The 23,611-nt window shown below is 76.9% G+C and carries 16 protein-coding genes and 1 pseudogene; 8 read left to right on the top strand and 9 right to left on the bottom strand.

What is annotated here, in order from left to right; genetic code table 11:
* Positions 1-18: 18 nt before the first annotated feature.
* A complete protein-coding gene (locus Q7L73_RS18325) occupies positions 19-843 on the top strand; it encodes a hypothetical protein (RefSeq protein ID WP_304691180.1) in 825 nt (274 codons plus the stop codon).
* 141 nt (positions 844-984) lie between these two features.
* The gene (locus tag Q7L73_RS18320; protein WP_304691179.1) at positions 985-1,752 is read left to right on the top strand and encodes a response regulator transcription factor; all 768 of its coding nucleotides are present in this window, start codon (positions 985-987) and stop codon (positions 1,750-1,752) included.
* On the opposite strand, the gene Q7L73_RS18315 is transcribed toward Q7L73_RS18320, so the two are convergent.
* From Q7L73_RS18315 to Q7L73_RS18300, 4 genes are all read right to left on the bottom strand, one after another.
* A complete protein-coding gene (locus Q7L73_RS18315; RefSeq protein WP_304691178.1) occupies positions 1,749-2,246 on the bottom strand; it encodes a hypothetical protein in 498 nt (165 codons plus the stop codon). The two genes, Q7L73_RS18320 and Q7L73_RS18315, sit on opposite strands and share 4 nt — an antisense overlap.
* Before the next feature lie 62 nt (positions 2,247-2,308).
* The gene (locus tag Q7L73_RS18310; protein WP_304691177.1) at positions 2,309-3,250 is read right to left on the bottom strand and encodes a formylglycine-generating enzyme family protein; all 942 of its coding nucleotides are present in this window, start codon (positions 3,248-3,250) and stop codon (positions 2,309-2,311) included.
* 45 nt (positions 3,251-3,295) lie between these two features.
* Positions 3,296-4,840 (bottom strand): choline-sulfatase, encoded by a 1,545-nt coding sequence (betC, locus tag Q7L73_RS18305; RefSeq protein ID WP_304691176.1) that lies wholly within the window; start codon positions 4,838-4,840, stop codon positions 3,296-3,298.
* The gene (locus tag Q7L73_RS18300) at positions 4,837-5,646 is read right to left on the bottom strand and encodes an IclR family transcriptional regulator (protein ID WP_304691175.1); all 810 of its coding nucleotides are present in this window, start codon (positions 5,644-5,646) and stop codon (positions 4,837-4,839) included. Before Q7L73_RS18300 ends, betC begins: the two co-directional genes overlap by 4 nt.
* A gap of 97 nt (positions 5,647-5,743) precedes the next feature.
* Between Q7L73_RS18300 and Q7L73_RS18295 the strand changes: the two genes are divergently transcribed.
* From Q7L73_RS18295 to Q7L73_RS18285, 3 genes and pseudogenes are all read left to right on the top strand, one after another.
* Positions 5,744-6,712: a glycine betaine ABC transporter substrate-binding protein gene (locus tag Q7L73_RS18295; RefSeq protein WP_304691174.1), complete on the top strand. Its 969-nt coding sequence runs from the start codon at positions 5,744-5,746 to the stop codon at positions 6,710-6,712.
* Positions 6,700-7,425, top strand: a pseudogene (locus Q7L73_RS18290) (betaine/proline/choline family ABC transporter ATP-binding protein); the annotation flags it as partial. The gene Q7L73_RS18295 and the pseudogene Q7L73_RS18290, both read left to right, overlap by 13 nt.
* Before the next feature lie 26 nt (positions 7,426-7,451).
* The gene (locus Q7L73_RS18285; RefSeq protein WP_304691172.1) at positions 7,452-8,348 is read left to right on the top strand and encodes a proline/glycine betaine ABC transporter permease; all 897 of its coding nucleotides are present in this window, start codon (positions 7,452-7,454) and stop codon (positions 8,346-8,348) included.
* Here Q7L73_RS18285 and Q7L73_RS18280 read toward each other — a convergent pair.
* A complete protein-coding gene (locus tag Q7L73_RS18280; RefSeq protein ID WP_304691171.1) occupies positions 8,281-9,009 on the bottom strand; it encodes a glycerophosphodiester phosphodiesterase in 729 nt (242 codons plus the stop codon). The genes Q7L73_RS18285 and Q7L73_RS18280 overlap by 68 nt on opposite strands.
* 109 nt (positions 9,010-9,118) lie before the next feature.
* Positions 9,119-9,364, bottom strand: a complete 246-nt coding sequence (locus tag Q7L73_RS18275) for a hypothetical protein (protein ID WP_304691170.1) — start codon at positions 9,362-9,364, stop codon at positions 9,119-9,121.
* A gap of 328 nt (positions 9,365-9,692) precedes the next feature.
* On the opposite strand from Q7L73_RS18275, the gene Q7L73_RS18270 reads away from it, so the two are divergent.
* Together Q7L73_RS18270 and Q7L73_RS18265 are read left to right on the top strand one after the other, a co-directional pair.
* Positions 9,693-12,860 (top strand): hypothetical protein, encoded by a 3,168-nt coding sequence (locus tag Q7L73_RS18270; RefSeq protein WP_304691169.1) that lies wholly within the window; start codon positions 9,693-9,695, stop codon positions 12,858-12,860.
* 33 nt (positions 12,861-12,893) lie between these two features.
* Positions 12,894-13,202, top strand: a complete 309-nt coding sequence (locus tag Q7L73_RS18265; protein ID WP_304691167.1) for a DUF4242 domain-containing protein — start codon at positions 12,894-12,896, stop codon at positions 13,200-13,202.
* Positions 13,203-13,275: 73 nt separating this feature from the next.
* On the opposite strand, the gene Q7L73_RS18260 is transcribed toward Q7L73_RS18265, so the two are convergent.
* Positions 13,276-16,866: an AAA family ATPase gene (locus Q7L73_RS18260; RefSeq protein ID WP_304691166.1), complete on the bottom strand. Its 3,591-nt coding sequence runs from the start codon at positions 16,864-16,866 to the stop codon at positions 13,276-13,278.
* Between the two features lie 182 nt (positions 16,867-17,048).
* On the opposite strand from Q7L73_RS18260, the gene Q7L73_RS18255 reads away from it, so the two are divergent.
* Positions 17,049-17,531: a hypothetical protein gene (locus Q7L73_RS18255; protein WP_304691165.1), complete on the top strand. Its 483-nt coding sequence runs from the start codon at positions 17,049-17,051 to the stop codon at positions 17,529-17,531.
* Between the two features lie 3 nt (positions 17,532-17,534).
* Here Q7L73_RS18255 and Q7L73_RS18250 read toward each other — a convergent pair whose 3' ends face one another.
* Both Q7L73_RS18250 and Q7L73_RS18245 read right to left on the bottom strand, forming a co-directional pair.
* Positions 17,535-20,534, bottom strand: coding sequence for a LuxR family transcriptional regulator (locus Q7L73_RS18250; protein ID WP_304691164.1), 3,000 nt, complete (start codon positions 20,532-20,534; stop codon positions 17,535-17,537).
* Entirely contained in the window at positions 20,534-23,533 is a 3,000-nt protein-coding gene (locus tag Q7L73_RS18245) for a helix-turn-helix transcriptional regulator (protein ID WP_304691163.1), read from the bottom strand. The genes Q7L73_RS18250 and Q7L73_RS18245 overlap by 1 nt, the downstream gene beginning before the upstream one ends.
* Positions 23,534-23,611 lie beyond the last annotated feature (78 nt).

Below are 23,611 nucleotides of genomic sequence, written 5' to 3'. Positions count from 1 at the left end.
GAGCGAGGCTGAGCGGGCATGCGCTGGAACGCCGGCCGCAGCGCGCTCGTCGTCGCCTCGCTGGCGCTGCTGCTGTCGACCAGCGGGCTCGCCGACGCCGCGCGCACGTCGGTGGCGCGCAAGCTCGGGACGATCGGCGGCCATCGCGTCAGCAGCAGACCGGCGGCCGGCGGGATCCTGCTGCTGGGCAGAGATCGCCGCTTCCCGGCCGGCGCGATCCCGACGGTCGCGCGCGCCACACGTGCGGCGACCGCCACACGCGCCGCCAACGCCGACGCCGTCGGCGGCCGCTCGCTGCGCTGGCTGACGCCCTCCTGCCCGGCCAGCGCGATCGACCTCGGCAGCTGGTGCCTGGACGAGACGCCGTACCCGGTGACCGACGCGCAGGCGCCGAACGCCGACTACCTGTGGGCGTCGCAGGCGTGCGGCGACAAGGGCGGCTGGCTGCCGACCGCCGCGCAGCTGATCGGCGGGGCGAGAAAGGTGCGGCTCGTCTCGACGATCCACGACAACCCCGACACCGCGGTCGTCGACGTGGCGCCCGGCGACGGCCTGCGCGACCAGCGCGAGATGTCCTCGACGCTGGTGACGACCGCGGCCGGCGCGGCGGCGGCCGGCTCGCAGGGCGTCAGCAGCGGCTCGCTCGGCAACCCGCAGCTCGGCCAGCCCAACCCGGTGCCGCAGCCGGCGACGCCGCTGCCCGGCACGCTCCAGTACGTGACCGTGTACAGCAACGGCCAGCGCGGCGGCTTCGCCGGCTCGGAGCCGGTCGGCCAGCCGGAGAAGTTCCGCTGCGCCTACGCGAAGGTCCCCGGGGCGGCGCTCAAGGCACCGGCCAACTGAGCGTCGTCGCCGCTCGTGCGCGGGGCGGGGCCGCCGCGTCGCGGACCGTGCGTGGGCGCCGCCCGTCACAGAACCCGCGCTGACGCATCTACCTCGTCACAGAGGGGGCGAACTCCGCCTCGCCTCGGCCTCTGAGACGACATGACGCCCAGCCACCTGACCGCCCTCCCGCCGGCACCGCTCGGCCCCTATCCGCTCCGCGTCGGCGTGCTCGACGGCGACCTCGCGCGTGCGGAGTCGCTCTGCCGCCGGCTGGCCGGAGGCGGCCTCACCGCGCGCCCGCTGCCGCCGCTGCCGGCGCCGCACGACCTCGCCGAGCAGCGGCTGCACGCGCTCGTGCTGGAGTGGCGCGCGCCGGGCGAGCCGTGGGGATGGCTGGAGGCGGCGGTCGCGGCGCTGCCGCGGCTGGGGATCGTGGTCGTCGCTGACCACGGCACGCTCGCCGAGCGCGTTCGCGCGCTGCGGCTCGGGGCCGACGACTGGGTCGCGCGGCCGTGCGACGACGAGGAGCTGGCGGCTCGCGTCGAGGCGGTCCTGCGGCGCCGCTGCCGGCCCGAGCCGCTGCTCGCGAGCACGCCCGTGACGAGCGGTGAGCTGCTGATCAGCCCGCAGCACCGCCAGGTCTTCTGCGACCACGTCAGCGCGCGCCTGCGCGGCCGCGAGTTCGCCGTCCTGCACGCGCTCGCCAGCGATCCGGGCCGCGTGATCTCGCGCGAGGAGCTGTACGCGCGCGTCTGGGGCTGCGCGATGGTCGCCGGCGACCGCTCGGTCGACGTCCACGTCTGTCACGTGCGCCGCAAGCTCGCCCGCGTCTCGACCGCCTTCCGCTACGTCCACACCCACCCGCGCGTCGGGTACCGCTTCGAGCCGGAGGAGGTCGAAGTGCGGGAGCTGGCCCGCGCCGCCTAGTGGATCAGCGTCTTGAGGACGACGATCGCGAGGCCGAAGGCGCCGTTGATCAGACCGGAGACGAGCGCCAGCGGCCACGCCTCGAAGGTGCGGCGGCCGACCAGCAGGCCCCAGGCGGCGAGCTGCAGGACGACGATCGCGAGCGCGGCGTCGATGCCGGTGTCATCCTCGATCGCGCCGGCCCAGGCGAGCAGCAGCGGCACGATCGGCAGCGTCGCGGCCTGCACCATCGGCCACTCGCTGCGGGCGATCCGCAGGAAGGCGGCGTGCGAGAAGCCTCTCGGGTCATTGACGCGCTCGGACATCGCGTGCGCCCACACGTGCGCGAGCCAGAAGACGGCGGCGCTGCCGAGGACCGACAGTGTGACCGTGCTCGCCTCCGCCTCGTGATGCCCGAAGCCGGCGACGACGCCGCCGACGAGGATCGTGCCGTAGATCGCCGCCGTGAAATCGGTCGGCGGCCGACGCCGCCGCTGCTGCCCGTGCTCATCCATGGAGGGCAGTATTCCTCGGGCGCCGCTTCGAAATCGCGAGCGGGCCGCCGTCGCCGCCGCCCCTACCGCTCCCGCACGACGCAGCGAAAGCCGATGTGGCTCGTCGTCGTGTCGATCGGCTCGCCCTGGCGGGCGGCGGGGCGGTAGCGGAGACAGTAGTTGGGCGCGCACAGGTGCGAGCCGCCCTTGATCGTGCGGCGCGGGGTCGCGCCGCCGGGCTCGCCCGGGTGGCACGAGGCGGCCGCGTCCTCGGCGCGCGGGTTGCGCGGGGCGCAGCAGGGGGAGGGGGCGGCCTCGTGCGCGTGGGTGTACCAGTCGTCGGTCCACTCCCAGGTGTTGCCGACCATGTCGTAGAGGCCGTGGCCGTTGGGCGCGAAGGTGCCCACCGGCGAGGTGCCCTCCCAGCCTCTCGCCTTCAGGTTCTCCCACGGGAACTCGCCCTGCCAGTGGTTGGCCATCAGCGCGCCGCCGGGCCGCTCCTCGTCGCCCCACGCCCAGCGCGCCTGGTCGAGACCGCCGCGCGCCGCGTACTCCCACTCGGCCTCGGTCGGCAGCGCCTTGCCGGCCCAGGCGGCGTAGGCGGCGGCGTCGGCGTGGGCGACGTGCACGACCGGATGGCGGTCGCGCCCGCCCGTGCTCGTCCCCGGCCCGCCCGGATGACGCCAGTCCGCGCCCGGCACCCACGCCCACCAGCGCCGCCAGTCGGCCAGCCCCACGCGGCCGGGCGGCTTGCGGAAGACGATCGAGCCGGCGACGAGCAGCGCCGGGTCGGCGCCCGGATAGGCCGCCGGGTCGGGCGCTCGTTCGGCGTGCGTGACATGGCCGGTCGCCTCTGCGAAGCGGCGGAACTCGCGCACGGTCACCGGCCGCGCGTCGATCCAGAAGGGATCGAGCGCGACGTGGTGGACCGGCGCCTCTTCGGGATAGAACTCCTCGCTGCCCATGCGGAAGGTGCCGCCGTCGAGGCGGACCATCCCGGCGCGGGCAGCCGCGGAGGCGGTCATCGGTGCGCGGGCGTCGCGGGCATCGTCTGCGAGGCTAGCCGCCGCTCACCGCTGCGGCGCCAGCCGGCCGCGTTCGATCGCCGTCCAGAAGTCGCCCCGCACATACTGCTCGGAGGAGGCGTCGGCGGGCGCGTGGTCCCAGGTCGTGCGCCTGCCGCTGACGAGCGCCTGGTGGACCAGCCGCCGCCCCTGCTGCGAGCGCAGCACGCGCGCTCTCAGCGCGTCGAGGTCGTAGCCGGCCAGCAACTGCTCGCGCAGCCGCGCCAGCAACCCCGCATGGGCCGGGTCGGCGGCGAGGTCGTGCAGCTCGCGCGGGTCGGCGTGGAGGTCGTAGAGCAGGTCGGGATCGCCAGGGCAGACGATCAGCTTGTGCTGCCCGCTGACGAGCGTCAGCTGCGGCGCGCGCACGCCCTCCGCCAGGTACTCGATCACCGCGCTGTCGGGCCAGGACGCCTCCGACCCCGCATCCCGCGCGAGCAGCCCTGCGAACGAGGCGCCGGCCGTCGGCGGGCCGTCCGGGGAGCCGGCCAGCTCGGAGAAGGTCGGCAGCAGGTCGACGAGCGAGACCGTGCGGCCGATCCGCCGCCCGCCCTCGTAGCGACCCGGCGCGGAGACGATCAGCGGCACGCGCGCGGAGTCCTCGAACGGCGCCATCTTGTACCAGAGGCCCCGCTCGCCGAGCATGTCGCCGTGGTCGGAGGTGAAGACGACGACGGTCGACTCGCGCAGGCCCAGCTCGTCCAGCCTGCGCAGGATCGCGCCGACCTGGTCGTCGAGGTAGCTGACGCAGGCGTAGTAGCCGCGCCGCGCCCGCTCGACCTCCTCGGCCGACGGCGGCGCGACGTCCAGCTCGCACATCGCGCGCAGGCGGCGGCTGTGGGCGTCGTCGCCCTCACCCGCGGGCAGCGGCGCCGGGACCGCGGGCGCGTCGATCGCCACGCCCTCGTAGCGGTCCCAATGCTGCTGCGGCGGCTCGTACGGGTCGTGCGGCGCGATGTAGCCGGCGACGAGCAGGAACGGCCGCTCGTCGCTGCCGAACGTGCGGTCGCGGGCGAAGTCGGTCAGCGCGCGGCAGGCGTGGAAGGTGACGGCGTCGTCGTAGTCGCGCTGGAGCGTCGCGGCCGACACCTCGGCGCCGCCGATCGAGCGCGTGTCGTGGTACCAGGCGAGCCGCTGATCGTCGGAGAGCCGCCAGTCGGGGACCATCTCCAGGTCGGCCGGGTAGACGTCGGTCGTCGGCCGCTCCTCGAAGCCGTGCAGCTGGTCGGGCCCGATGAAGTGCATCTTGCCGACGAGCGAGGTGCGGTAGCCGGCGGCGCGCAGGCGGTGGGCGAAGGTCGGCACCGAGGCGGGGAACTCGGCGGCGTTGTCGTAGGCGCCGATCGCCGACGGCAGCTCGCCCGCCAGCATCGAGGCGCGCGAGGGCGCGCACAGCGGCGAGTTGCAGTAGGCGCGGTCGAAGACGACGCCCTCCTCGGCGAGCTGCGCCAGGTGCGGCGCGTCGACGGTCGCGTTGCCGTAGGCGGTCAGCGCGGAGGCGGTCAGCTGATCGGCCTGGATCAGCAGGATGTTCGGTCTGTCTGTGGTCATGCGTCCTGCGGGTCAGGGAGGGGCGGGGCGAGGTCCAGCAGCGCGGCGATGCGCCTCGCCGCGAACGCGACGCGGGCGGCGAGCGCGGCGAGGTCGTCGGATCTGACGCGGTAGGCGGGGCCGGAGAGGCAGAGCGCCGCCCGGCACGTGCCGTCGGGGAGGAGGATCGGCGCGGCGACGCCGTTGAGGCCCAGCTCGAAGTCGCCGCGCGAGCTGCCCCAGCCGCGCTCGCGCAGCTGCGCCAGCTCGGCGTCGAGCGCGGCACGGTCGACGATCGTGTCGGGCGTGCGCGCGCTCAGCTCGCCGGCGGGGAGCGTCGCGGCGCCGAATGCGAGCAGCACCTTGCCGTCGGAGGTCGCGTGCAGAGGGGCGCGCTTGCCGAGCCAGTTCTGCAGGCCGACCGCGAAGGTCCCCTCGCTCTGGCCGATCGTCAGCGCCTGGCCGGCATCGGGGACCGACAAGGTGACCGTCTCGCCGAGCTGCGCGGCCAGCTCGTCCATCACCGGGCGGGCGATCTCCGGCAGCGAGCGGCCGCTGACGGCGAGCCTGCCGAGCCGCACGAGCTGGGGGCCGAGCACGAGCGGGTCGTTCTCGCCGCCGCGCTCGAGGAAGCCGGCGGAGACGAGCGTCGCGGCCAGTCGCGAGGCGGTCGACTTGTGCACGTCGAGCCGGCGCGCCAACTCGGCGACGGTCAGCCGCTGGCCGGGCTCGGTGAAGGCGCGGAGGATCCGCAGCGCCCGTTCGACGCTCTGGATTCTGCCGGTGCCGAGCAGTTCGGTGTCAGCCGCGCTGCTATTTCTTGACAAGGTTGGTCGGGTTGGTGATCATCTGGTGAGTTGCACTATACCCACCGCGTCGCGTAATGCGCAACGCATCCGAAACTCGCTAGGAGACGCTCCCCTGATGACTTCCTTCCGCTGGCCCCGGCTCGTCGCGGCCCTCGCGGCCGTGCTCTGCCTCGGCCTCGGCCTCGCCGCCTGTGGCAGCTCAGACGACGACCAGGGGAGCGCCACCGCCGCCGCCGCGTCCGAGGGCGTCGACCTCAAGGTCGGTCAGTTCTCGTGGACGGCGGCTGCCGTCCAGACGCAGATCCTCGCCGCGATCGCCGCCGACCATCCCGAGCTGGGCGTGAAGTCGATCTCCGCCGTCAGACTCGACCCGGCCGCCGGCTGGGTCGGCATCCAGCGCGGCGACGTCGACCTGCTGACCGAGGTCAACCTGCCCAACCAGCAGGCGTTCGCCGACAGAGCGAGAGCCGAGGTCGAGCTGGCGGCGAGAGTCTACGACGGCGCCGTGCAGGCCTGGTTCGTGCCGAGATACGCCGTCGAGGCCGGTGGTCCGCTCGCCGGGCTGAGAAGCATCGATCAGCTCAACGACTACAAGGACAAGGTCAACGGCACGCTCTACGACGGCGACGCCGGCTGGATCACCACCCAGCAGAACGACAAGCGCATCAAGGGCTACGACCTCGACCTCAGACACGCCAAGTCGAGCGAGGCGGCGCTGATCGCGCAGGTCAGACGCTCGTTCGACAAGAGAGAGCCGGTGCTGTTCTTCTTCTACCGGCCGCACTGGCTGTTCCAGCAGTTCGACGTCGTCCAGCTGGAGGAGCCGAACCCGTACAGAGCCGGCTGCTTCGAGGGTGACGACAACCAGTGCGCGATCCCCGCGCAGCAGTCGTGGATCGCCGCCCGCACGGACCTCGCCGAGCGCGCGCCGAGATTCGCCGCCGCCGTCAGAAACGTGCAGATCCCGCTGGAGCAGATCGAGGCGCTGCTGGACCAGGTCGACTCCAGAAGAGAGGACCCCGCGGTCGTCGCCAGACAGTGGGTGGCGGAGAACAGAGCGGAGGTCGATGCGTGGGTGAAGTGATCGAAGCCGTCTCGCTCGCGAAGACCTACCCGGGCGGCACCGTCGCCGTCCGGGATGTCTCGCTGACCGTTCGCAGGGGCGAGCTGTACGTGCTGATGGGGCTCTCCGGCTCGGGCAAGTCGACCGTGCTGCGGATGCTCAACCGGCTCGTCGAGCCGACCGCCGGCACGGTCTCGCTCGACGGGCGCGACCTCGCCGCGTTGAGCGCCGCCGAGCTGCGCGAGGTGCGCAACCGGCGGATCGCGATGGTCTTCCAGCACTTCGCGCTGCTGCCGCACAAGAGCGTGCGCGACAACGCCGGCTACGGGCTGGAGATCCGCGGGCTGCCGCGGCGCGAGCGGCGCGCGGCCGCCCAGCGGGCGCTGGAGCAGGTCGGGCTCGGCGAGTGGGGCGACAAGCGCCCGGCCGAGCTGTCGGGCGGGATGAAGCAGCGCGTCGGGCTGGCGCGCGCGCTCGCGACCGAGGCCGACGTGCTGCTGATGGACGAGCCGTTCTCCGCGCTGGACCCGCTGATCCGCCGCGAGATGCAGGACCTGCTGCTGCGCCTGCGCGACGAGATCGACCGCACGATCGTCTTCGTCACGCACGACCTGAGCGAGGCGGTGCGGCTCGGCGACCGCATCACGCTGCTCGGCGACGGCCGCGTCGCGCAGACCGGCAGCGCCGCCGAGATCCTCGAGTCGCCGGCCGACGACTACGTCGCGCGCTTCGTCGCGGCCGAGCGCGGGGTGACGGTCTGATGCCGAAGATCGACCTCGCCGGACCGGCGAACGACGTCGTCGCGTGGCTGCTCGACAACTTCGGCTGGCTGTTCGACGCGATCGCGACCGTCTCGACCGACGTCGTCGGCTGGATCGAGGACGTCCTGACCGGGCCGCCGGCGCTCGTCGTGATCGCGCTCCTGACGCTGATCCCGCTCGCGCTGCGGCGCTGGGGGATCGCCGCCTTCGCCTTCCTCGCGTTCGCGCTGATCGACTCGATGGAGCTGTGGACCGAGACGATGCAGTCGCTCGCGGTCGTGCTCGTCGCGACCGTCGTGGCGGTGCTCGTCGGCGTGCCGCTGGGGATCTGGGCGGCGCGCCACCGGCTCGTCTCGATCCTCGTGCGGCCGCTGCTGGACCTGATGCAGACGACGCCGCCGTTCGTGTACCTGATCCCGGCCGTCTTCTTCTTCGGCGTCGGCGTCGTGCCGGGCGTCGTCGCGACGGCCGTGTTCGCGCTCGCCCCGGCCGTGCGGCTGACCGAGCTGGGGATCCGCCAGGTCGACGCCGAGGTGGTCGAGGCGGCGCAGGCGTTCGGCGCGCCGCCGCGGCGGGTGCTGCGCGACGTGCAGCTGCCGCTCGCGCTGCCCTCGATCATGGCCGGCGTCAACCAGGTGATCATGCTGGCGCTGTCGATGGTCGTCGTCGCCGGCCTGGCCGGGGCGGAAGGGCTCGGCGCGATCGTCACCGGCGCCGTCACCCAGCTCGACATCGGCGCCGGCTTCGAGGGCGGCCTCGCGGTCGTGATCCTCGCGATCTACCTCGATCGCGTGACCGGCGCGCTGGCGGCGCCGCGGCCGCGCCCGCTCAGGCTGCCCTGGACGCGCGGGCGCGCTCGGAGCGAACTGCCAGCGCCAGTTCCGGCCGGTCGGTGATGATCCCCTCGACGCGGTCGTCGTCGTAGAGCGCGTCGAGGGTGCGCGGGCTGTTGACGGTCCAGACGACCGACGGCAGCCCGATCGCCGCGATCTGCTTCAGCACGCCCAGTCGCGTCAGCGCGACGTGCGGGGCGGCGAAGCTCGCGTCGGCCCGCTGCAGCCGCGCCGCCGGCAGCACCAGCTCCGAGACGCCGGCCGCGCCCGGTCTGTCGGTGCGCGCGCCGAGCAGCAGGCCGGCGCGCAGCTCGGGCGCGAGCTGGCGGCAGTCGCGCACGACGGCGTCGCGGAAGGAGGTCAGCACGACCTCCTCGGGGCCGAGCCGGCGGTCGCGGATCTGCGCGAGCGCCTGCTCGCTGCAGCCGTCCTCCTTCAGCTCGACGTCGACCGCGATGCGGCCGCGCGCGAGGTCGAGCGCCTCTGCGAGCGTCGGCGGTCTGCGGCCGAGTCGCAGCGCGATGTCGGCGGCGCAGAGCGAGGCGGTCGGGATGCCGGCTACGTGCGGATCGTGGTGGACGATCAGCACGCCGTCGGCGCTGCGGCGGACGTCCAGCTCGATCATCTCCGCGCCGATCGCGATCGCGTGCTCGAACGCCTCCAGCGAGTTCTCCGGCGCGGCCGAGAGGCCGCCGCGATGGGCGATCGTCAGTGTCGAACGCACGTCCCGTACGGAATAGCAGACGCGGGCGACGAGGATGGGGCGGGGGAGTTATCGCGGCGGCGGCGAGTGCCGGTGGCGCGGTGGCGCGACGGTGCGACGGCGCAGCGGCTCAGCGGGCGGCGGCGCGGCGCAGCAGCATCCCGCCGAGCGCGACCGCGACGCCGCCGGAGGCGAGCGCGAGCAGGCCGCCGGCGGGGCGGCTGGGGAGCAGCGTCGTGGCGGTCAGCCGCCAGGCCAGCAGCGGGCTCGCGCCCAGCGCGGCGACGCCCGCGGCGGCGATCGCGAGCGCGGTGCGGTTGCGGCGCAGCCACCACTCGCCGGTCAGCAGCGCGACGGCGGCGAGCCCGACCAGCACCCAGTAGCCGGGGCCGGCCTCCAGCAGCGTCTGCCCGTGCAGCCGCGCGCCGCCGGCCGCGATCGTCGTCGCCGGCAGCGCGACGGTGCCGAGCCCGGCCAGCAGCAGGCCCCAGACGATCAGCAGCAGGCCGGCCTCGGGCGAGCGGCGGCGCGCCTCCGCGGGCGCGCTCCGGTGGGCGTCGTCTCTGTCGGATGCGCCGTCGATCCCGTCAGCCTAGGTTAAAGCCGACATTACCAGTCGAGTTGGTGTCCTGAAGGGCGGATGCTCAAAGTTCAGGGTCGCGCACCGATTGCCGGGGGCGGGGGCGGGCGGGAGAGTGAGGCCGATGCCGCGCACCCGCCTTCTCGCCCTGCTCGGCGCCGCCGTGTCTCTCGTCACGGCGGCGCCGGCAGCCGCTGCCCCGTCGGGCGGCCAGACCTTCCTGCTCGACCGCCCGACGGGCGCCGCGCCGCTGCCGTGGGACGGCGCCGGCCGTGCCTCGCTCTCGACGCAGCCGCTCTCCGCCGACGGCCGCTGGCTCGTCTTCAGCTCCTCCTCCGACAGCCTCCTGCAGGGCGACGACGACAGCGGCGTCCACGTCTACCGGCTCGACCGCCAGACCGGCGCGCTGGCGCAGGTCGACGTCGGCGCCGACGGGTCGCAGCTCGGACTCGGGCTGCAGGCCGACGGCGCGGAGGTCAGCGCCGACGGCGACCGCGTCGGCTTCATGCTCACGACCCCGGCGGGCGCGGTCACCGGCCTCGCCCCGGGCTTCTACGTCAAGCAGCTCTCCAGCGGCACGCTCGAGCTGGCGACGCGCGCCGACGGCGCCGGCGGCGCGCCGGCCGTCGTCGGCGCCCCCGCGCTGTCGGGCAACGGCCGCCACGTCGCCTTCACCACGACGGCGCCGCTGCAGACCGCCGCCGGCGCCGGCAGAGCCCAGGACGTCTACGTGCGCGACCTCGACGACGGCCGCACGACGCGGCTCGACGTCGACTCCGACAACAGAGCGGTCGGCAGCGTCAAGACGAACGCGCGGCCGGCGATCGACTTCGACGGCGACGTGGTCGCCTGGATCGGCGACTACGCGCGCGACCCGAACGAGCACGACGGTCTCGACGAGGTCTACGTCGAGGGCAGCCGCAGAGCGCAGGGGATCCCGATCCCGGGACGGGCGACGAGCGGCCGCGCCTACGCGGTCGCGCTCGCCGGCAACGACAGATGGCTCGCCTGGATCGGCCCCTCGGATCAGGTCTTCGCCCGCGCGCTCGGCGTCAGAGGCGACCAGATACGCGTCGACGTTCCGGGCCCGGACGGGCGCGACGGGATCGACTACGGGCTCTCCTTCGAGCCGGTCGCCGCCGCCGACGCGGCGTCGCCGCGGCTCGACTTCGTCAGCAGCGGGACGCTCGACCACGACCGCGACCTCAACGGCCTCGACGACCTCTACTCGGTCAAGCCCGCCGAGTTCGGCCAGCCCGGTCACGTCCAGATGCTGACGACCGGGACCGGCGACGGCCACGTGGCGCCCGGCGCCGCCGCCGTCGACGGCAGCGTCGTCGTCTTCGCCGAGGCGGCCGAGGACCTGCCCGGCGGCGACGCGCTCGCGCGGCAGGTCTACGAGCGGCTGCCGGCCGGCTCCGCGCCGCCGCAGGGGCGTGACGTGCTGCGCTCGCGCCCGTCGAGCCCGCCGCCGCTGCCCGACGAGGCCGGCGACGCCGCGCTGCGCACGCACCACGCCGTCAGCGACGACGGCAGCCGTGTCGTCTTCTCGTCGCGGGCGGCGGCATTCGGGGCGGTCGCGGAGCCGCAGCTCGTCGTGCTCGGCTACCGCTCGTCGCAGGTGCTGCTGCGCGACGCCGTCAGCGGCGAGACGACGCTCGTCAGCCGCTCGCTCGGTGGCAGACCGGCGCTCGGAACGTCGCGCCTCGCGACGATCGACGGCGCCGGCCGGCGCGTCGCCTTCCTCAGCAGCGCGCACGACCTCGTGCCCGACTCGCCGACGAGAGGCGGCATCTCCCACGCCTACGTGCGCGACCTCGACAGCGGCGTCACGACGCTCGCCGACCGCACCACGCTGGGTGTGCCGCTGCCGGGCGGCGTCGTCGACGCGGTCCTCTCCGGCGACGGCCGCCACCTCGCCTACCGCGCGGTCGGCCCAGGGCCGCCAGAGGCGCCCGCCGACATCTACACGCACGTCTACCTCGTCGATCTCGACAGCGGTCGCACGACGCTGGTCGATCGCGCGCCCGGCAGCGGGCTGCCCGGCAGCGGCGACGCCACGGACGTCGAGCTGAGCCGCGACGGCAGCCGCGTCGCGTTCGTGTCGGACGCGCGCAACCTCGGCGCGCCCGGGACGGAGGATCCCCAGGTCTACGTGCGCGACGTCGCCGCCGGCACGACGACATGGGTGTCGGTGCCGCAGGACGGCGATCCGAGACACGCGCTCGCGAGCATGCCGTCGCTCAGCGGCGACGGCACGCGAATCGCCTTCTACCAGCTCGACGTCGCGTTCGGCTGGGGGATGCCGGCCGACCGCGGCGGGCAGGTGTTCGTGCGCGACCTCGCGGCCGCGACGACGACGCTGGCGAGCGTGACCGACGGCGCGGGACCGCCCGCGTTCGACGGCATCGCGCCCTCGCTCGACGCCGACGGCAGCCAGCTCGCCTTCCTCGCCGCGGCCGGCGACAGCCCGCGCTTCCTCGGCTACCAGGCCTACCTGCGCGACCTCGCGACCGGCGCCACGACGCTGATGTCGGTCGCCGCCGGCGGCGGGCCGTCGCGTGCCGGCGTCCGCTACGCCAGCGCCAGCGGCGACGGGCGCTGCGTCGCGTTCGACTCGGCGTCGGGAGATCTTGGGGGCGGTTACGGCCCCGACTACGTCCACGCCTACCTCCGCTGCACAGGGTCCGCCGGGGACATTCCTGGCGGCGGAGGAGGCGGGGACGGCGCCGTGCCGCCGGTCGCCGCCGCGCGCGACCGGACCGCGCCGCGGATCACGCGCGCGCGGCTGAGCCACAGAAGCTTCGCGGTCGTACGGCCCGCGAAGGGGCACCGTCGCGCCGCCGCGTCTCGCGCGCGGCGGCGCGCTGTCCCCGCCGGGACGAAGATCGCGTTCCGCCTGTCGGAGGCGGCGCGGGTGACGGGCGCGGTCGAGCGGACGCTGCCGGGGGAGCGGCGGGGGAGACGCTGCGTCGCGGCCCGCAGAGCTGGGAGACCTGCGCGCTCGTCACGCGGCGCGGTGAGCGCGGCGGGCGCGGCGCGCAGAGGCGGCTCCAGACGGGGCGCGGCGAAGCGCAAGCGCTGCACGCGCGTGGTGACGGTCGCCACGCCGCTGACGGCGTCGTTGCGGGCCGGCGCGCGCTCGCTCGCGTTCAGCGGTCGCTACGGCCGCGGCGGCAGACGTGCGCTCGCACCCGGCGCCTACCGCCTGCGGCTCGTCGCGCGCGACCGCGCCGGCAACAGCTCGCGGCCGGTGCGGCTCGCCTTCACGGTCGTGCGCGCAGCGCGCTGACCGCTGTCTCGACCACCACCACAGGAGGACCCGATGGAGACCCTGATGCAGCAGTACGTGATCCTGCGCCGCGGCGGCTTCGCCTCGCTCGCGGACCTGCAGACGGCCGGCGCGCGCTCGGCGGCCGTCGCGGACGAGCAGATGCCCGACGACGTCCGCTGGATCCGCAGCTATGTGCTCGACGAGGCCGACGCGACCGTCGGCACCGTCTGCATCTACGAGGCGACCAGCCAGGAGGCGATCCGCCGCCACGCCGCGGAGGCGCAGCTGCCGGTGACGGAGATCCTGCCGCTGCTCGACACCGTGATCGTGCGGCCGGATCCGCAGCCGCAGCCGCAGTAGGGAGGGCGCGCCGGGATCGGCGCGGCGCGCGCCGCCGGATCGGCGCGCGCGAGGCGGCGGCGGGCGTGGTGGCTCAGCGCGGCGCGGTCGCGAGCACGGCGCCGAGCTGGCCGCGCGTCTCGACGCCGAGCTTGCGGAACGAGCTGGCGAGGTGCGTCTCGACCGTCTTGACGCTGAGGAACAGCCGCTGCGCGATCGCGCGGTTGGCGACGCCGGCCGCAGCCAGCTCGCAGACCTCCCGCTGGCGCGGCGTGAGCGCCGCGGCGCCCTCGGTCTGTGCCCGCCGCGGCCGCAGCCCGCTCGCGACCAGCTCACGGCGGGCGCGCTCGGCCAGCGGCACGGCGCCGGACGCGTCGGCGCTGGCGAGCGCGGCGCGGAGGCTGTCGCGCGCGGCCGTCCGCTGCCCGCTCGTCCGCAGCGTCGTGCCCAGCTCGAGCTGAAGGCGCGTGCGGGCGAGGCGGCCGGAAGCGGCATCCGCGCCTGCGATTGCGTCAGTTGCGCCGGGGTTTGCGGCGTCTGCGCCGGCGATTGCGGCGATCGCGCCGGGGTTTGCGGCGTCTGCGCCTGCGGTTGCGTCGGTTGCGCCGGGGTTTGCGGCGTCTGCGCCGGCGATTGCGTCAGTTGCGCCACGGTTCGCGGCATCTGCGCCGATGCGCGCCAGGGCCGCCTCGCAGCGGGTGATGCGGCGGGGGTCGTCGGGCTCGGCGACGGCGGCGGCGTGGGCGGCGATCAGGATCGCGGCGGGTGCGCCGAAGCGCTCGGCGCGCAGCAGCTCCGCCTCGGCCAGCGCGGCCGCCTCGTCCCGGCGGCCGAGCTGCGCGAGCGCGAGCGCGGCCGTCGAGCGCCAGCTCGACCAGGTCGGGTTGTCGCGGCCGTGGGCGATCCGCAGCCGCCCGGCGGCGAGTGCGTCGGCGTGGGCGCGGACGATCTCGCCGCCGGCAAGCGCGTGCCGCGCGCGGGCGTGCAGGATCCCCGCCTCGCCGATCCCGTCGCCGAGGTCGCCGTCGAGCCCATGCTCGGTCAGCAGCTCACGCCCCTCGGCGAGCCTGCCGCGCTCCGTGAGCGCGTGCAGCAGCAGCTCGACCGCGCCGCGCGTGAAGGCGTCGGGGCGAGAGCCGAGCAGCTCCAGCACCAGCCGCGCCTGACGTTCTGCCGCTTCCAGCTTGCCGGCGCGCAGCGCCAGCTCGGCGGCGAACCAGGCGGCCGCGGCGTGGAGGCGGGACGATCCGAGCGCCTCCGCGTCGGCTTCGAGCAAGGTGATCGCGCCGGCCGCGTCGTCGAGCCGGTCGCACAGCAGCAGCGTGCGGACGCAGAGGTGGAAGGCGCCGTCGCGGCGGGCGCGGGCGCGCAGCTCGCCGCCCTCCAGCGCCGCCAGCGCCAGCCGCGCGCACGCTTCCGCCGGCTCGCTCCCCCGCTCGACCGCGAGCCAGGCGCGATGGGCGAGCAGCAGCCGCTGGGAGAGCGTGTCTGCCGCTGGCCGCGCAGCACCCGCGCGCCCGCTCGCCGGGCCGGCGACGAGCGCGGCGGGCGAGGCGGCGGCGGGCGCGTTGGCGAGCGCGGCGTCGGCGACGGGCACGAGGGCGCGGAGGCGGCGGGCGCGTTCGGGCTGGCGCTCGGGGACGTTGACGAGCGCGTCGAGCGCGATCAGCTCCAGCTGCAGCCGCTCGCCGTCGTCGCGCGCGGAGGCCTGTTCGCGCGCGAGCAGGCGCTCCAGCTCGCGGTCGCCGGCGTCGACGAGGCTGAGCGCCGCCAGCCGGCGCAGCACGTCGTGGCGCTCGGCGCGATCGCCGCTGGCGCGCAGCGCCTCGCGCAGCCGCGCGCGGGAGTCGGGCAGGCCGGCGTCGAAGCTGCAGGTCGCCAGCAGCGCCAGCAGCCGCGCGCGCTCGTCGCCGGGAGCGCGCTCCTCCAGCGCCCGCCGCAGGTACGCGACCGCCGTGTGCGGCGCGCCCTGCCGCCAGGCGCGTTCGGCGGCGCCGCGCAGCAGCGTGCTGACGACGCTGTCGCCGGTCGGGCGAGTCCGCAGCAGGTGGCCGGCGACGCGGTCGGCCGGGGCGCCGTCGGCCAGCAGCACGTCGGCGGCGGCGCGGTGGAGCCGCTCGCGCTCGCTGCGCGGCAGCTCGTCGGCGATCGCGGTCGCGACGAGGCCATGTGCGAGCCGGTCAGCGGCGGGCGTCAGCAGGCCGGCGGAGAGGAGCGCGTCACGCGCAGGCCCGAGCGCCGCGCCGTCGATCTCCGCGACGCGACCGGCGAGCGTCAGCGGCAGCCCGTCGCCCGCGACCGCGAGCACCGCCGCCAGCAGCCGCGCCGAAGGCGGCAGCGCCGCCAACCGCCGCCGCACGGCCGCGCGCGCCCGTTCGCGCACCGGCGCGCTCGCCGCGCGTGGGGCGTCCGCGGTGGGGCGGCGGGCGTCGGCGAAGTGAGGCGCGCTCGCCGCGCGTGGGGCGTCGGCGGTGGGGCGGCGGGCGTCGGCGAAGTGAGGCGCGCTCGCCGCGCGTGGGGCGTCGGCGGTGGGGCGGCGGGCGTCGGCGAAGTGAGGCGCGCTCGCCGCGCGTGGGGCGTCGGCGGTGGGGCGGCGGGCGTCGGCGAAGTGAGGCGCGCTCGCCGCGCGTGGGGCGTCGGCGGTGGGGCGGCGGGCGTCGGCGAAGTGAGGCGCGCTCGCCGCGCGTGGGGCGTCGGCGGCGGGGAGGCGGGTGTCGGCGGGATGCGGTTCGGCGGGGTCGAGCGCGGCGGGGCCGTGCTCGGCGAGCTGGTGGCCCAGCTCGGTCAGCAGCCAGGGGTTGCCGGCGGCGGCCGCGTGGCAGCGGCGGCAGAGGTCGAGCGGCGCCGCGGGCGCGAGCCGGCCGCGCAGCAGCCTGACGCCCGCGCGCAGCGACAGCGGCTGGGGGCGGAGGGCGGCGGCGCCGGCCTCGTGGGCGAGCAGGCCGAGCAGGTCGGCCGGCGCCTCGGGATCGTCGCCGCGGGCCGCGACGATCAGCAGCAGCGGGATGTCGGCGGCGCGGCGGGCGAGGTGGCAGAGGACCTCCAGCGAGCAGCGGTCGGCCCAGTGGGCGTCGTCGATCAGCAGCACGAGCGGCGCGGGTCGGGCTGCGTCGCCGAGCGCGAGCGTTGGACCCGTCGCGAGCGCGACGGCGTCGGCGGGTGGCGCGCCCGGCGCCGGACGCTCGGCCAGCCCCGCGCACAGGCGCGCGACGCTGTGGGCGACGGCCGTCGTCGCGTCGGCGCCGGGCGCGGCGCCCTCCAGCAGCAGCCTGCCCGCGAGCGCGGCGGCGCCGTCGAGCAGGGCGCGGCGCTCGGCCGGCTCGGCAGCGCGCAGCGGCGCCTCCAGCAGCTCCCGCACCGCGCCGAAGGGGAAGTGGCGCTCCAGCGGGCTCGGCGTCGCGCGGCGGACCTGGCAGCCGCCCGCCGTCGCCAGCGCCGCCGCATGGTCCAGCAGCGCGCTCTTGCCGAGCCCGGCCGGCGCCGTCAGCGTCACGACGCCGCCCGCGCCGCCCGCGAAGCCCGAGCCACTCGCCAAGCCCGCGCCACCCGCGAAGTCCGCGAACCCGCCACCGCAGACCCGCCCGACCGCCGCCGCGATCGCCTCCAGCTCATGGGCACGTTCGACCAGCAGAGCGCGTGGAGGCGCGGCCGGAAGGGGCGGCGCTGAGGGCGTGGCACGGCTCACATGACGACCCTACGACCGCCGGCGTGCCACGACATCGGGCGCTCCCCTGAACCTCCGGGGTCGGATGAAGACGGACAGGGTCGCGGCGGGAAAAGTCCGGTGGCCGCTCCCGGCTGTCACGGCCCGCGGTCGCTCCTACGCTGCCGGCCTCCAGTTCCCGCCCCACCCGAGGAGAAGCACCGATGGCCGGACATGCCAAGAACGCCCGCATCGTCTCAGCGCACCTGCACACGCAGGTCGACGCGGCGACCACGATCACTCGCGCCGGCCAGGCGAAGGTGATGGTCTGCACGGGCGGGATCGGCCTGCTCGCGATCGCGCTGTTCGGTCGCAAGCCCGCGGCGAACGAGATCGCGGTGCGCGGTCGCACCTGGCTGGCGCTGCTGCCGGAGAGCTTCGTGCTGATCGGGTCGGACCCGCTGCGCGGACGCCCGCGCAAGGAGCCGATCGCGTCCATCTCCTATCGCGAGGTCGCCGCGGTCGAGGCGACGCGCAAGCTGATCACGCGCCGCGTCACGGTGACGCTGCACGACGGCCGCGCCTTCAGCTTCGAGGCGCCGCGGCTCAACAACAAGGACGGCGCGGAGGCGTTCGAGCTGCTGCGGCGCCGCTGCCTGCCCGTGACCGCGCCCGCGTCCGGCGCGCAGGTCGTCGCGCCGCTCTGACCGTCACAGCTCGCCGGCCGCGACGCGCGCGCCCAGCTCGGCACGGGAATGGACGTCGAGCTTGCGGTAGGCGCGGCCGAGATGGGCCTCGACGGTCTTTCTGCTGATCTGCAGCCGGTCGGCGACCTGGCGGTTCGTCAGGCCGGCGGCGGCCAGCCGCGCGACCCGCTCCTCCGACGCCGTCAGCTGCCCCGGCGCTGCGGCGGTCAGTCCGAGCGCCGCCAGCTCCTCGCGCGCCTGCGCCGCCCACATGCGCGCGCCGGCTCCCTCGAACAGCTCGCTCGCGCGCGTGTGCGTGGCGCGCGCCGCGCCGCGTCTGCGCCCGCGCCGCTGCACGCGGCCGAGCACCAGCAGCGTGCGGCCGCGCTCGATCGGCATCGACAGCCGTGCGTGCGCGGCCAGCGCCCGCTCCAGCGCGGCCTCGGCGGTCGCGAGATCGCCCTCGGAGGCGGCGATCAGCGCGCGGCAGCGGGCGCCGACGGCGATCGCCCAGACGCGGTCCAGCGCCGCTCCGCGCGCCTCCAGCAGCGCGACGAGCGGCTCCGCCTCGGCGACGCGGCCGGTCAGGATCAGCGCCTCGGCGGCGTCGCCGTGGACGAGCACGCCGTCGGCGGCCGGCTCCGGCAGGCCGCGCGCGAGCGCGCGCGCGGCGAACGGCGCGAGCCGCTCCGCCGCCGCCTCGCTGTTGCCGGCCGACAGCTCCAGCGCCCCGAGCGTCGACTGCTGCCAGGCGGCGGCGCCGACCCAGTCGATCGCGCGCGCCAGCGTCAGCGCCTCCTCGGCGGCCGCTCGCGCGCTCGCCTCGCAGCCGGCGAAGGCGTCGACCTGCGCTCGCGCGGTCAGCGCCAGCAGCCGGCCGGCGTCGCTGTCGAGCAGCGCCATCCGCCGCTCGCTCTCGGCGACCATCCGCTCGGCGACCGCGAGCCGGCCGCGCCAGCACTCCAGCCACGACTGCCGTGTCAGCAGCCAGGCGAGGTCGTGCTCCTCGCCGCGCTCGCGCAGCTCGCGCGCGAGCTGCGCGTACAGCGGCGCGGCCTCGTCGAGGCGGCCGGAGTGCACGAGCGTGAAGGCGACCGTCAGCGGCGCGCGGTAGATCAGCGGCGTGCGGCGGGCGGGATCGTCGAGCTGCAGCGCCCGCCGCAGCGCCGGCTCGTCGACGCCTCTGCCGAGCGCGAAGTCGACCAGCGCGGCGGCGCCGAGCGCGGTCGCGAGCAGGTGGTCGTCGCCGCAGCGCTCGGCGAGCGCGACGGCGGCGTGGGCGGCGGCGCCGGAGGCTGCGCGCTCGTCGCGCTGGTACTGGACCCAGCTGCGCTGGATCGCGACCTCGACCTGCTGCGGCGAGTCGGGCGCGGCGGCGGCGCCGGCCGGGTCCAGCAGCGCGAGCGCCTCCTCGAAGCTGTTGTCGCGCGAGCGCAGCTCGGCCAGCAGCAGCAGCGCGCGGGCGCGCGTGCCGTCGTCGAGCGGCGAGGCGACCGCCACGCGCAGCAGCGTCTCGGCGCGCGCGAGGTCGCCGGCGTCGAGCCGGTGGCCGGCGGCGGCGACGCGCATGCGCGGGTCGCCGCCCAGCTCCAGCGCCAGCTCCAGCAGCTCTGCCGCGGCGGCCGGCGCGCCGCGCCCGCGCGTCCGCTCCGCCGCCTGCTCCAGCGCCGGCAGCGCGTCCGGCAGGACGGCGCCGAGCGCGAGCTGGCGGGCGCGGTCCTCGACGTCGTCGACGACGGCGGCGAGGCGGCGGTGGATCGCGCGGCGGCGGCCGGCGGGCGCGCGTGCGAGCACGCCCTCGGCGAGCAGCGGGTGGGTGAACGACAGCCGCACGCCGTCGCGTGTCAGCAGCCCGGCGGCGACCGCCCGCGCGACCAGGTCCGGCGCCTGCACGCCGAGCGCGGCGGTCAGCGTCGGCAGCGTCGGGGAGGCGAGCGCGGCGGCCGCCAGCAGCACCTCCTCGACCGCGGGCGCGACGCCGGCGAGGCGGGCGGCGACGAGGTCGCGCAGGGTCGGTGGGAACTCCGCGGGTGCGCCGTCGACTGCGGCAGCCGCGCCGCGAATTGCGCCGGTCGCGCCGCGGATTGCGCCGGTCGCGCCGCGATGTGGGCCGGCGGCCGGTCGCGGCAGGGCCCGCAGCAGCTCCAACGCGAACAGGGGGTTGCCGGCGGACAGCTCGGCGATCCGCGCGAGCTGGTGGCGGTCGGCGTGGGGCGGGGCGCTGCGCGCGAGCAGGTCGTCGAGCACGGGCGCGGCGAGCGGCGCGAGCGGCTCGCGCGCGGCAGTCGCGCCGCCGGCGGCCGGCGCGCTCCAGCCGCCTGGCTGCGGGCGCCGCGCGACCAGCACCGCGACGCCCGGCCCGAGCCGCCGCACGCAGTGGTCGAGCACGCGCGCGCTGGAGCCGTCGAGCCAGTGCGCGTCGTCGATCGCGAGCAGCACCGGTCGCCCGGCGGCGAGCTGCTCCAGCAGCGCGCCGACCGCGGCCGCGAGCGCCGGCCAGTCGGCGTGACCGGGCGGCGCGCCGTCGCGCAGCAGCGCCGCGTCGAGCGCGGCCCGCGCCGGTGCCGGCAGTGCCGCGACGGCCTCCGGATCGGTCTCGGCGAGCAGGTCGGCGAGCGCGACGAAGGCGAGCCGCGTCTCGCTGACGGCGCCGCTGCAGGCGAGCACGTGCAGGCCGCGCGAGCGGGCGCGGGCGATCGCCGCGCGCACGAGCGTCGTCTTGCCGAGCCCCGCGTCGCCCTCCAGCGTCAGCAGCGCCGAGCGCGCCCCGACGCCGTCGAGCAGCCGCTCGATCGCGGCCAGCTCGCGCTCGCGGCCGAGCGGCTCGGGCGGCGCCAGGGCGGCCGGCGGCGCCTCTTGCTCGCGCACGGGCGGCGCCGTCGGCTCGCTGGCGGGCTTGAGTCCCGTTCCGCGCGCGGGCGGCGCCGTCGGCTCGCTGCCGGGCTTGAGTCCCGTTCCGCGCGCGGGCGGCGCCGTCAGCTCGCTGCCGGGCGCAGGCCCGGTTCCGCGCGCGAGCGGCTCCATCAGCTCGCCGCCAGGCGCGAGCCCAGCTCCGCGCGCGAGCGGATCCCGAGCTTGCGGTAGACGCGCGCCAGGTGCGCCTCGACCGTCTTCGGGCTGAGGAAGAGCGCGGCCGCGACCTCGCGGTTGGTCATGCCGGTCACCGCCAGCTCGACGACCCGGCGCTCGGCGTCGGTCAGCTCGTCGGGCGCGCGGGTTGCCGGGCCGAGCCGCTCCAGCTCGGTCCGCGCCTGCTGCGCCCACAGCGGCGCTCCCTGCTCCTCGAACAGCGCCAGCGCCCGCTCCAGCGAGTCGCGCGCGGCGGCGCGGCGGCGGCGCCGCTGGACGCGGCCGAGCAGCAGCAGCCCGCGCGCTCGTTCCTGCGGCAGCGGCAGCGGGGCGTGCGCGTCGAGCGCCGCCTGCAGGCTGTCCTCGGCGGCGGCCAGCTCGCCGGCCGCCTCCAGCAGCAGGCCGCGGGCGCGCAGCGCGATCCCGCGCGGCCAGCGTCTCTCGCGACCGGCTCCGCGCCGCTCCAGCACCGTCGCGATCCGGCGCGCCTCGGCGAGGCGGCCGCAGCCGACGAGCGCCTCGACCGCGTCGCCGTGCGACAGCGCGCCGCCCCACGGCAGCGGGTCGGCGAGGCCGGCGTCGAGCGCGGCCAGCGTCGGCGCCGCGATCCAGCCGGCGGCCGTCTCGGCGTCCCCGCGTGAGAGCGCGACGATCCCGAGCGTGTGCAGCGGCCGCCAGGCGGCCGTTCTCCAGCCGCTGTGGGCGAACAGCTCCAGCGCCGCGGCGGCGTCGGCGCAGGCGTCCTCGGCGCGGCCGGCGCGGGCGGCGAGCTGGGCGCGCGCGGTCAGCGCGAGCGCGCGGGCGTCGACCGTGCCGAGCGCCTGCAGCCGCCCGACGGCGTCGTCGGTGATCGCCGCGGCGTCGTCGAGGTCGCTCTGCCAGCAGGCGATCGCGGCGCGCGTGAAGCTCGTCCACGCCAGCTCGTGCGCGGCGCCGTCGCGCTCCTGCCGGGCGGCGACCCGCTCGGCCAGCTCGGCCGCCTCGTCGAGCCGCCCGCTCCACAGCAGCAGCTGCGCCGCCAGCAGCGACGGCCGCAGCTCGAAGGCCGCGTTCGCGCCGCGGTTTGCGTCGGCCGCGCCGCCGTTTGCGTCAGCCGCGCCGCGGTCTGCGCCATGCGCGCCGGCATCTGCGTCAGCCGCGCCGCGGTCTGCGTCGGCCGCGCCACCGTCCTCCAGCCGCAGCGCCCACCGCAGGCGCCGTTCGTCGAGGCCGGCGCCGAGCGCGAAGGCGAGCGTGGTCTCCAGCGCGAGCGCCTGGGCGAGCAGGCCGTCGTCGCCGAGCCGCTCTGCCTCCGACGCGGCCGCGGAGGCCGGCACGCGCGCGGCCGCGACGTGGCCGAGGTTCGCGAGCACGACCGCCAGCCGCAGGTCGATCGCGGCGGCCAGGCGGACGTCGTCGCCGGCCTCGCCGCGCGCCTGCTCCAGCAGCACGCGCGCACGCGGATGGCTGTCGCCGTGGCTGTGCAGCACGGCCAGCAGCAGCAGCGCCTCGGCGCGCGCGACGCCGCTGCCCAGCTGCGGCAGCGCCTGCAGCACGAGCGCCTCGGCGCGCGCCGGATCGCCGGCGGCGAGGTGGTGCTGGGCGGCGTGCAGACGCAGCAGCGGGCTGTCGCCGCGGTCGAGCGCCAGCTCCAGCAGCTCGGCGGCGGTCGCCGGGGCGCCGCGCGCGGCGGCGCCGGCGGCGGCCGTCCGCAATGCCGGCAGCGCCTGCGGCAGCAGGTCGGCGTGGGCGAGCTGGCGCGCGCGCTCCTCGGGGTGGTCGACGACGGCGGCGAGGCGGCGGTGCAGCGCTCGCCTGCGGGCGTCGCTCGCCAACGCGTCGACGGCGCCGGCCAGCAGCGGCTGGGCGAACGTCACGCGCTCGCCGGCGACCGCGATCAGCCCGCGCAGCTCCAGCCGCTCGATCGTCGCGATCGTGCCCGCGCCGAGCGCCCGCCGCAGCAGCGACAACGTCGGCCGCGACAGCGAGGTGATTGCCAGCAGCGCGTCGGCGGCCGCGGCGTCGAGCTGGTCGAGCGCGTCGGCGAGCGCCGGTGGCACGAGCGCGGCCGGCGGCGCCGCGACGGTCGCCTGCGCGTCGGCGGGCGATGCGGCGGCGAGCGCGAGCGCCTGGCCGGGGTTGCCGGCGGCGGCGACGCAGATCCGCCGCAGCGCCGCGCGCGCGGGCGCCGGCTCGAACAGACCGGGACGCGCGAGCCGCTCGCGCACCAGTCGCTCCAGCTCGCCGGCGCCGAGCGGGCCGAGCCGGTGGCGCTCGGCGTGGTCGGTGCCGCGCAGCGCCGCGAGCGCGAGCCGGTCGCCCTCGCCCGCGCCGCCGGGCAGCCGCGTCAGCAGCAGCCCGGCGCCGGCCGGGAGGCGCCGCGCGCAGAACTCGAGCACGAGCGCGCTGGGGCGGTCGAGCCGCTCGGCGCCGTCGAGCGCGAGCGCCAGCGGCCGCGCGCGCGTGAGCACGCCGATCAGGGTCCGCGTCGCGGTCCCGATCAGCCGCTGGTCGACGGCCTCGCCGGCCAGCGCCTGCGCGAGCGCCGCGCGCTGCGGCGCCGGCAGCGCCTGCGTCAGGGCGGGATCGAGCTGCGCGACGAGCGCCGCCAGCGCGCCGTAGGGCACCGGCTCGGCCAGTTGCTCGCGCGTGCCTGGCTTCTCGCGCGCGCCCGGCTCCCCGCGTGCGCCCGCCTTCTCGCGTGCGCCCGCCTCCTCGCGCGCGCCCGGCTCCTCGCCCGCGCCCCGCGCCGCCGGCGAGCGCTCGGCCGGAGCCGGCTCGCCCGTCGCCCCCTCCCAGCGCAGCACGCGCACCTCCCGCTTGGCGGCGGCGTCCGCCGCCGCGTCGAGCAGCGCGCTCTTGCCGCTGCCCGGCTCGCCGTCGAGCACGAGCGCGGCCGAGCCCTGTTCGAGCGCGGCGAGGAAGCGGGCGAGCGCCTCCAGCTCGGCGACGCGCCCGATCAGCGATCCAGACACGCTGCGATCGTCCCAGATCGCGCCATCCTGGTCAGGTGGATTAGGGGAACCACCCGATCTCTCTGTCAGGGCATCGGA

Source organism: Conexibacter sp. CPCC 205762, from assembly GCF_030646155.1.
In the GTDB taxonomy this organism is placed as follows: domain Bacteria; phylum Actinomycetota; class Thermoleophilia; order Solirubrobacterales; family Solirubrobacteraceae; genus Conexibacter.
Note: the sequence above shows the minus strand (reverse complement) of the source record. Positions and strands in the feature narration are given on the sequence as shown.

Excerpts from the sequence above, each read along its gene's own strand:
- Q7L73_RS18325 (WP_304691180.1), top strand. The coding sequence starts at position 19 with ATGCGCTGGAACGCCGGCCGCAGCGCGCTCGTCGTCGCCTCGCTGGCG.
- Q7L73_RS18320 (WP_304691179.1), top strand. The coding sequence starts at position 985 with ATGACGCCCAGCCACCTGACCGCCCTCCCGCCGGCACCGCTCGGCCCC.
- Q7L73_RS18315 (WP_304691178.1), bottom strand. The coding sequence starts at position 2,246 with ATGGATGAGCACGGGCAGCAGCGGCGGCGTCGGCCGCCGACCGATTTC.
- Q7L73_RS18310 (WP_304691177.1), bottom strand. The coding sequence starts at position 3,250 with ATGACCGCCTCCGCGGCTGCCCGCGCCGGGATGGTCCGCCTCGACGGC.
- betC (WP_304691176.1), bottom strand. The coding sequence starts at position 4,840 with ATGACCACAGACAGACCGAACATCCTGCTGATCCAGGCCGATCAGCTG.
- Q7L73_RS18295 (WP_304691174.1), top strand. The coding sequence starts at position 5,744 with ATGACTTCCTTCCGCTGGCCCCGGCTCGTCGCGGCCCTCGCGGCCGTG.
- Q7L73_RS18285 (WP_304691172.1), top strand. The coding sequence starts at position 7,452 with ATGCCGAAGATCGACCTCGCCGGACCGGCGAACGACGTCGTCGCGTGG.
- Q7L73_RS18270 (WP_304691169.1), top strand. The coding sequence starts at position 9,693 with ATGCCGCGCACCCGCCTTCTCGCCCTGCTCGGCGCCGCCGTGTCTCTC.
- Q7L73_RS18265 (WP_304691167.1), top strand. The coding sequence starts at position 12,894 with ATGGAGACCCTGATGCAGCAGTACGTGATCCTGCGCCGCGGCGGCTTC.
- Q7L73_RS18255 (WP_304691165.1), top strand. The coding sequence starts at position 17,049 with ATGGCCGGACATGCCAAGAACGCCCGCATCGTCTCAGCGCACCTGCAC.
- Q7L73_RS18250 (WP_304691164.1), bottom strand. The coding sequence starts at position 20,534 with ATGGAGCCGCTCGCGCGCGGAACCGGGCCTGCGCCCGGCAGCGAGCTG.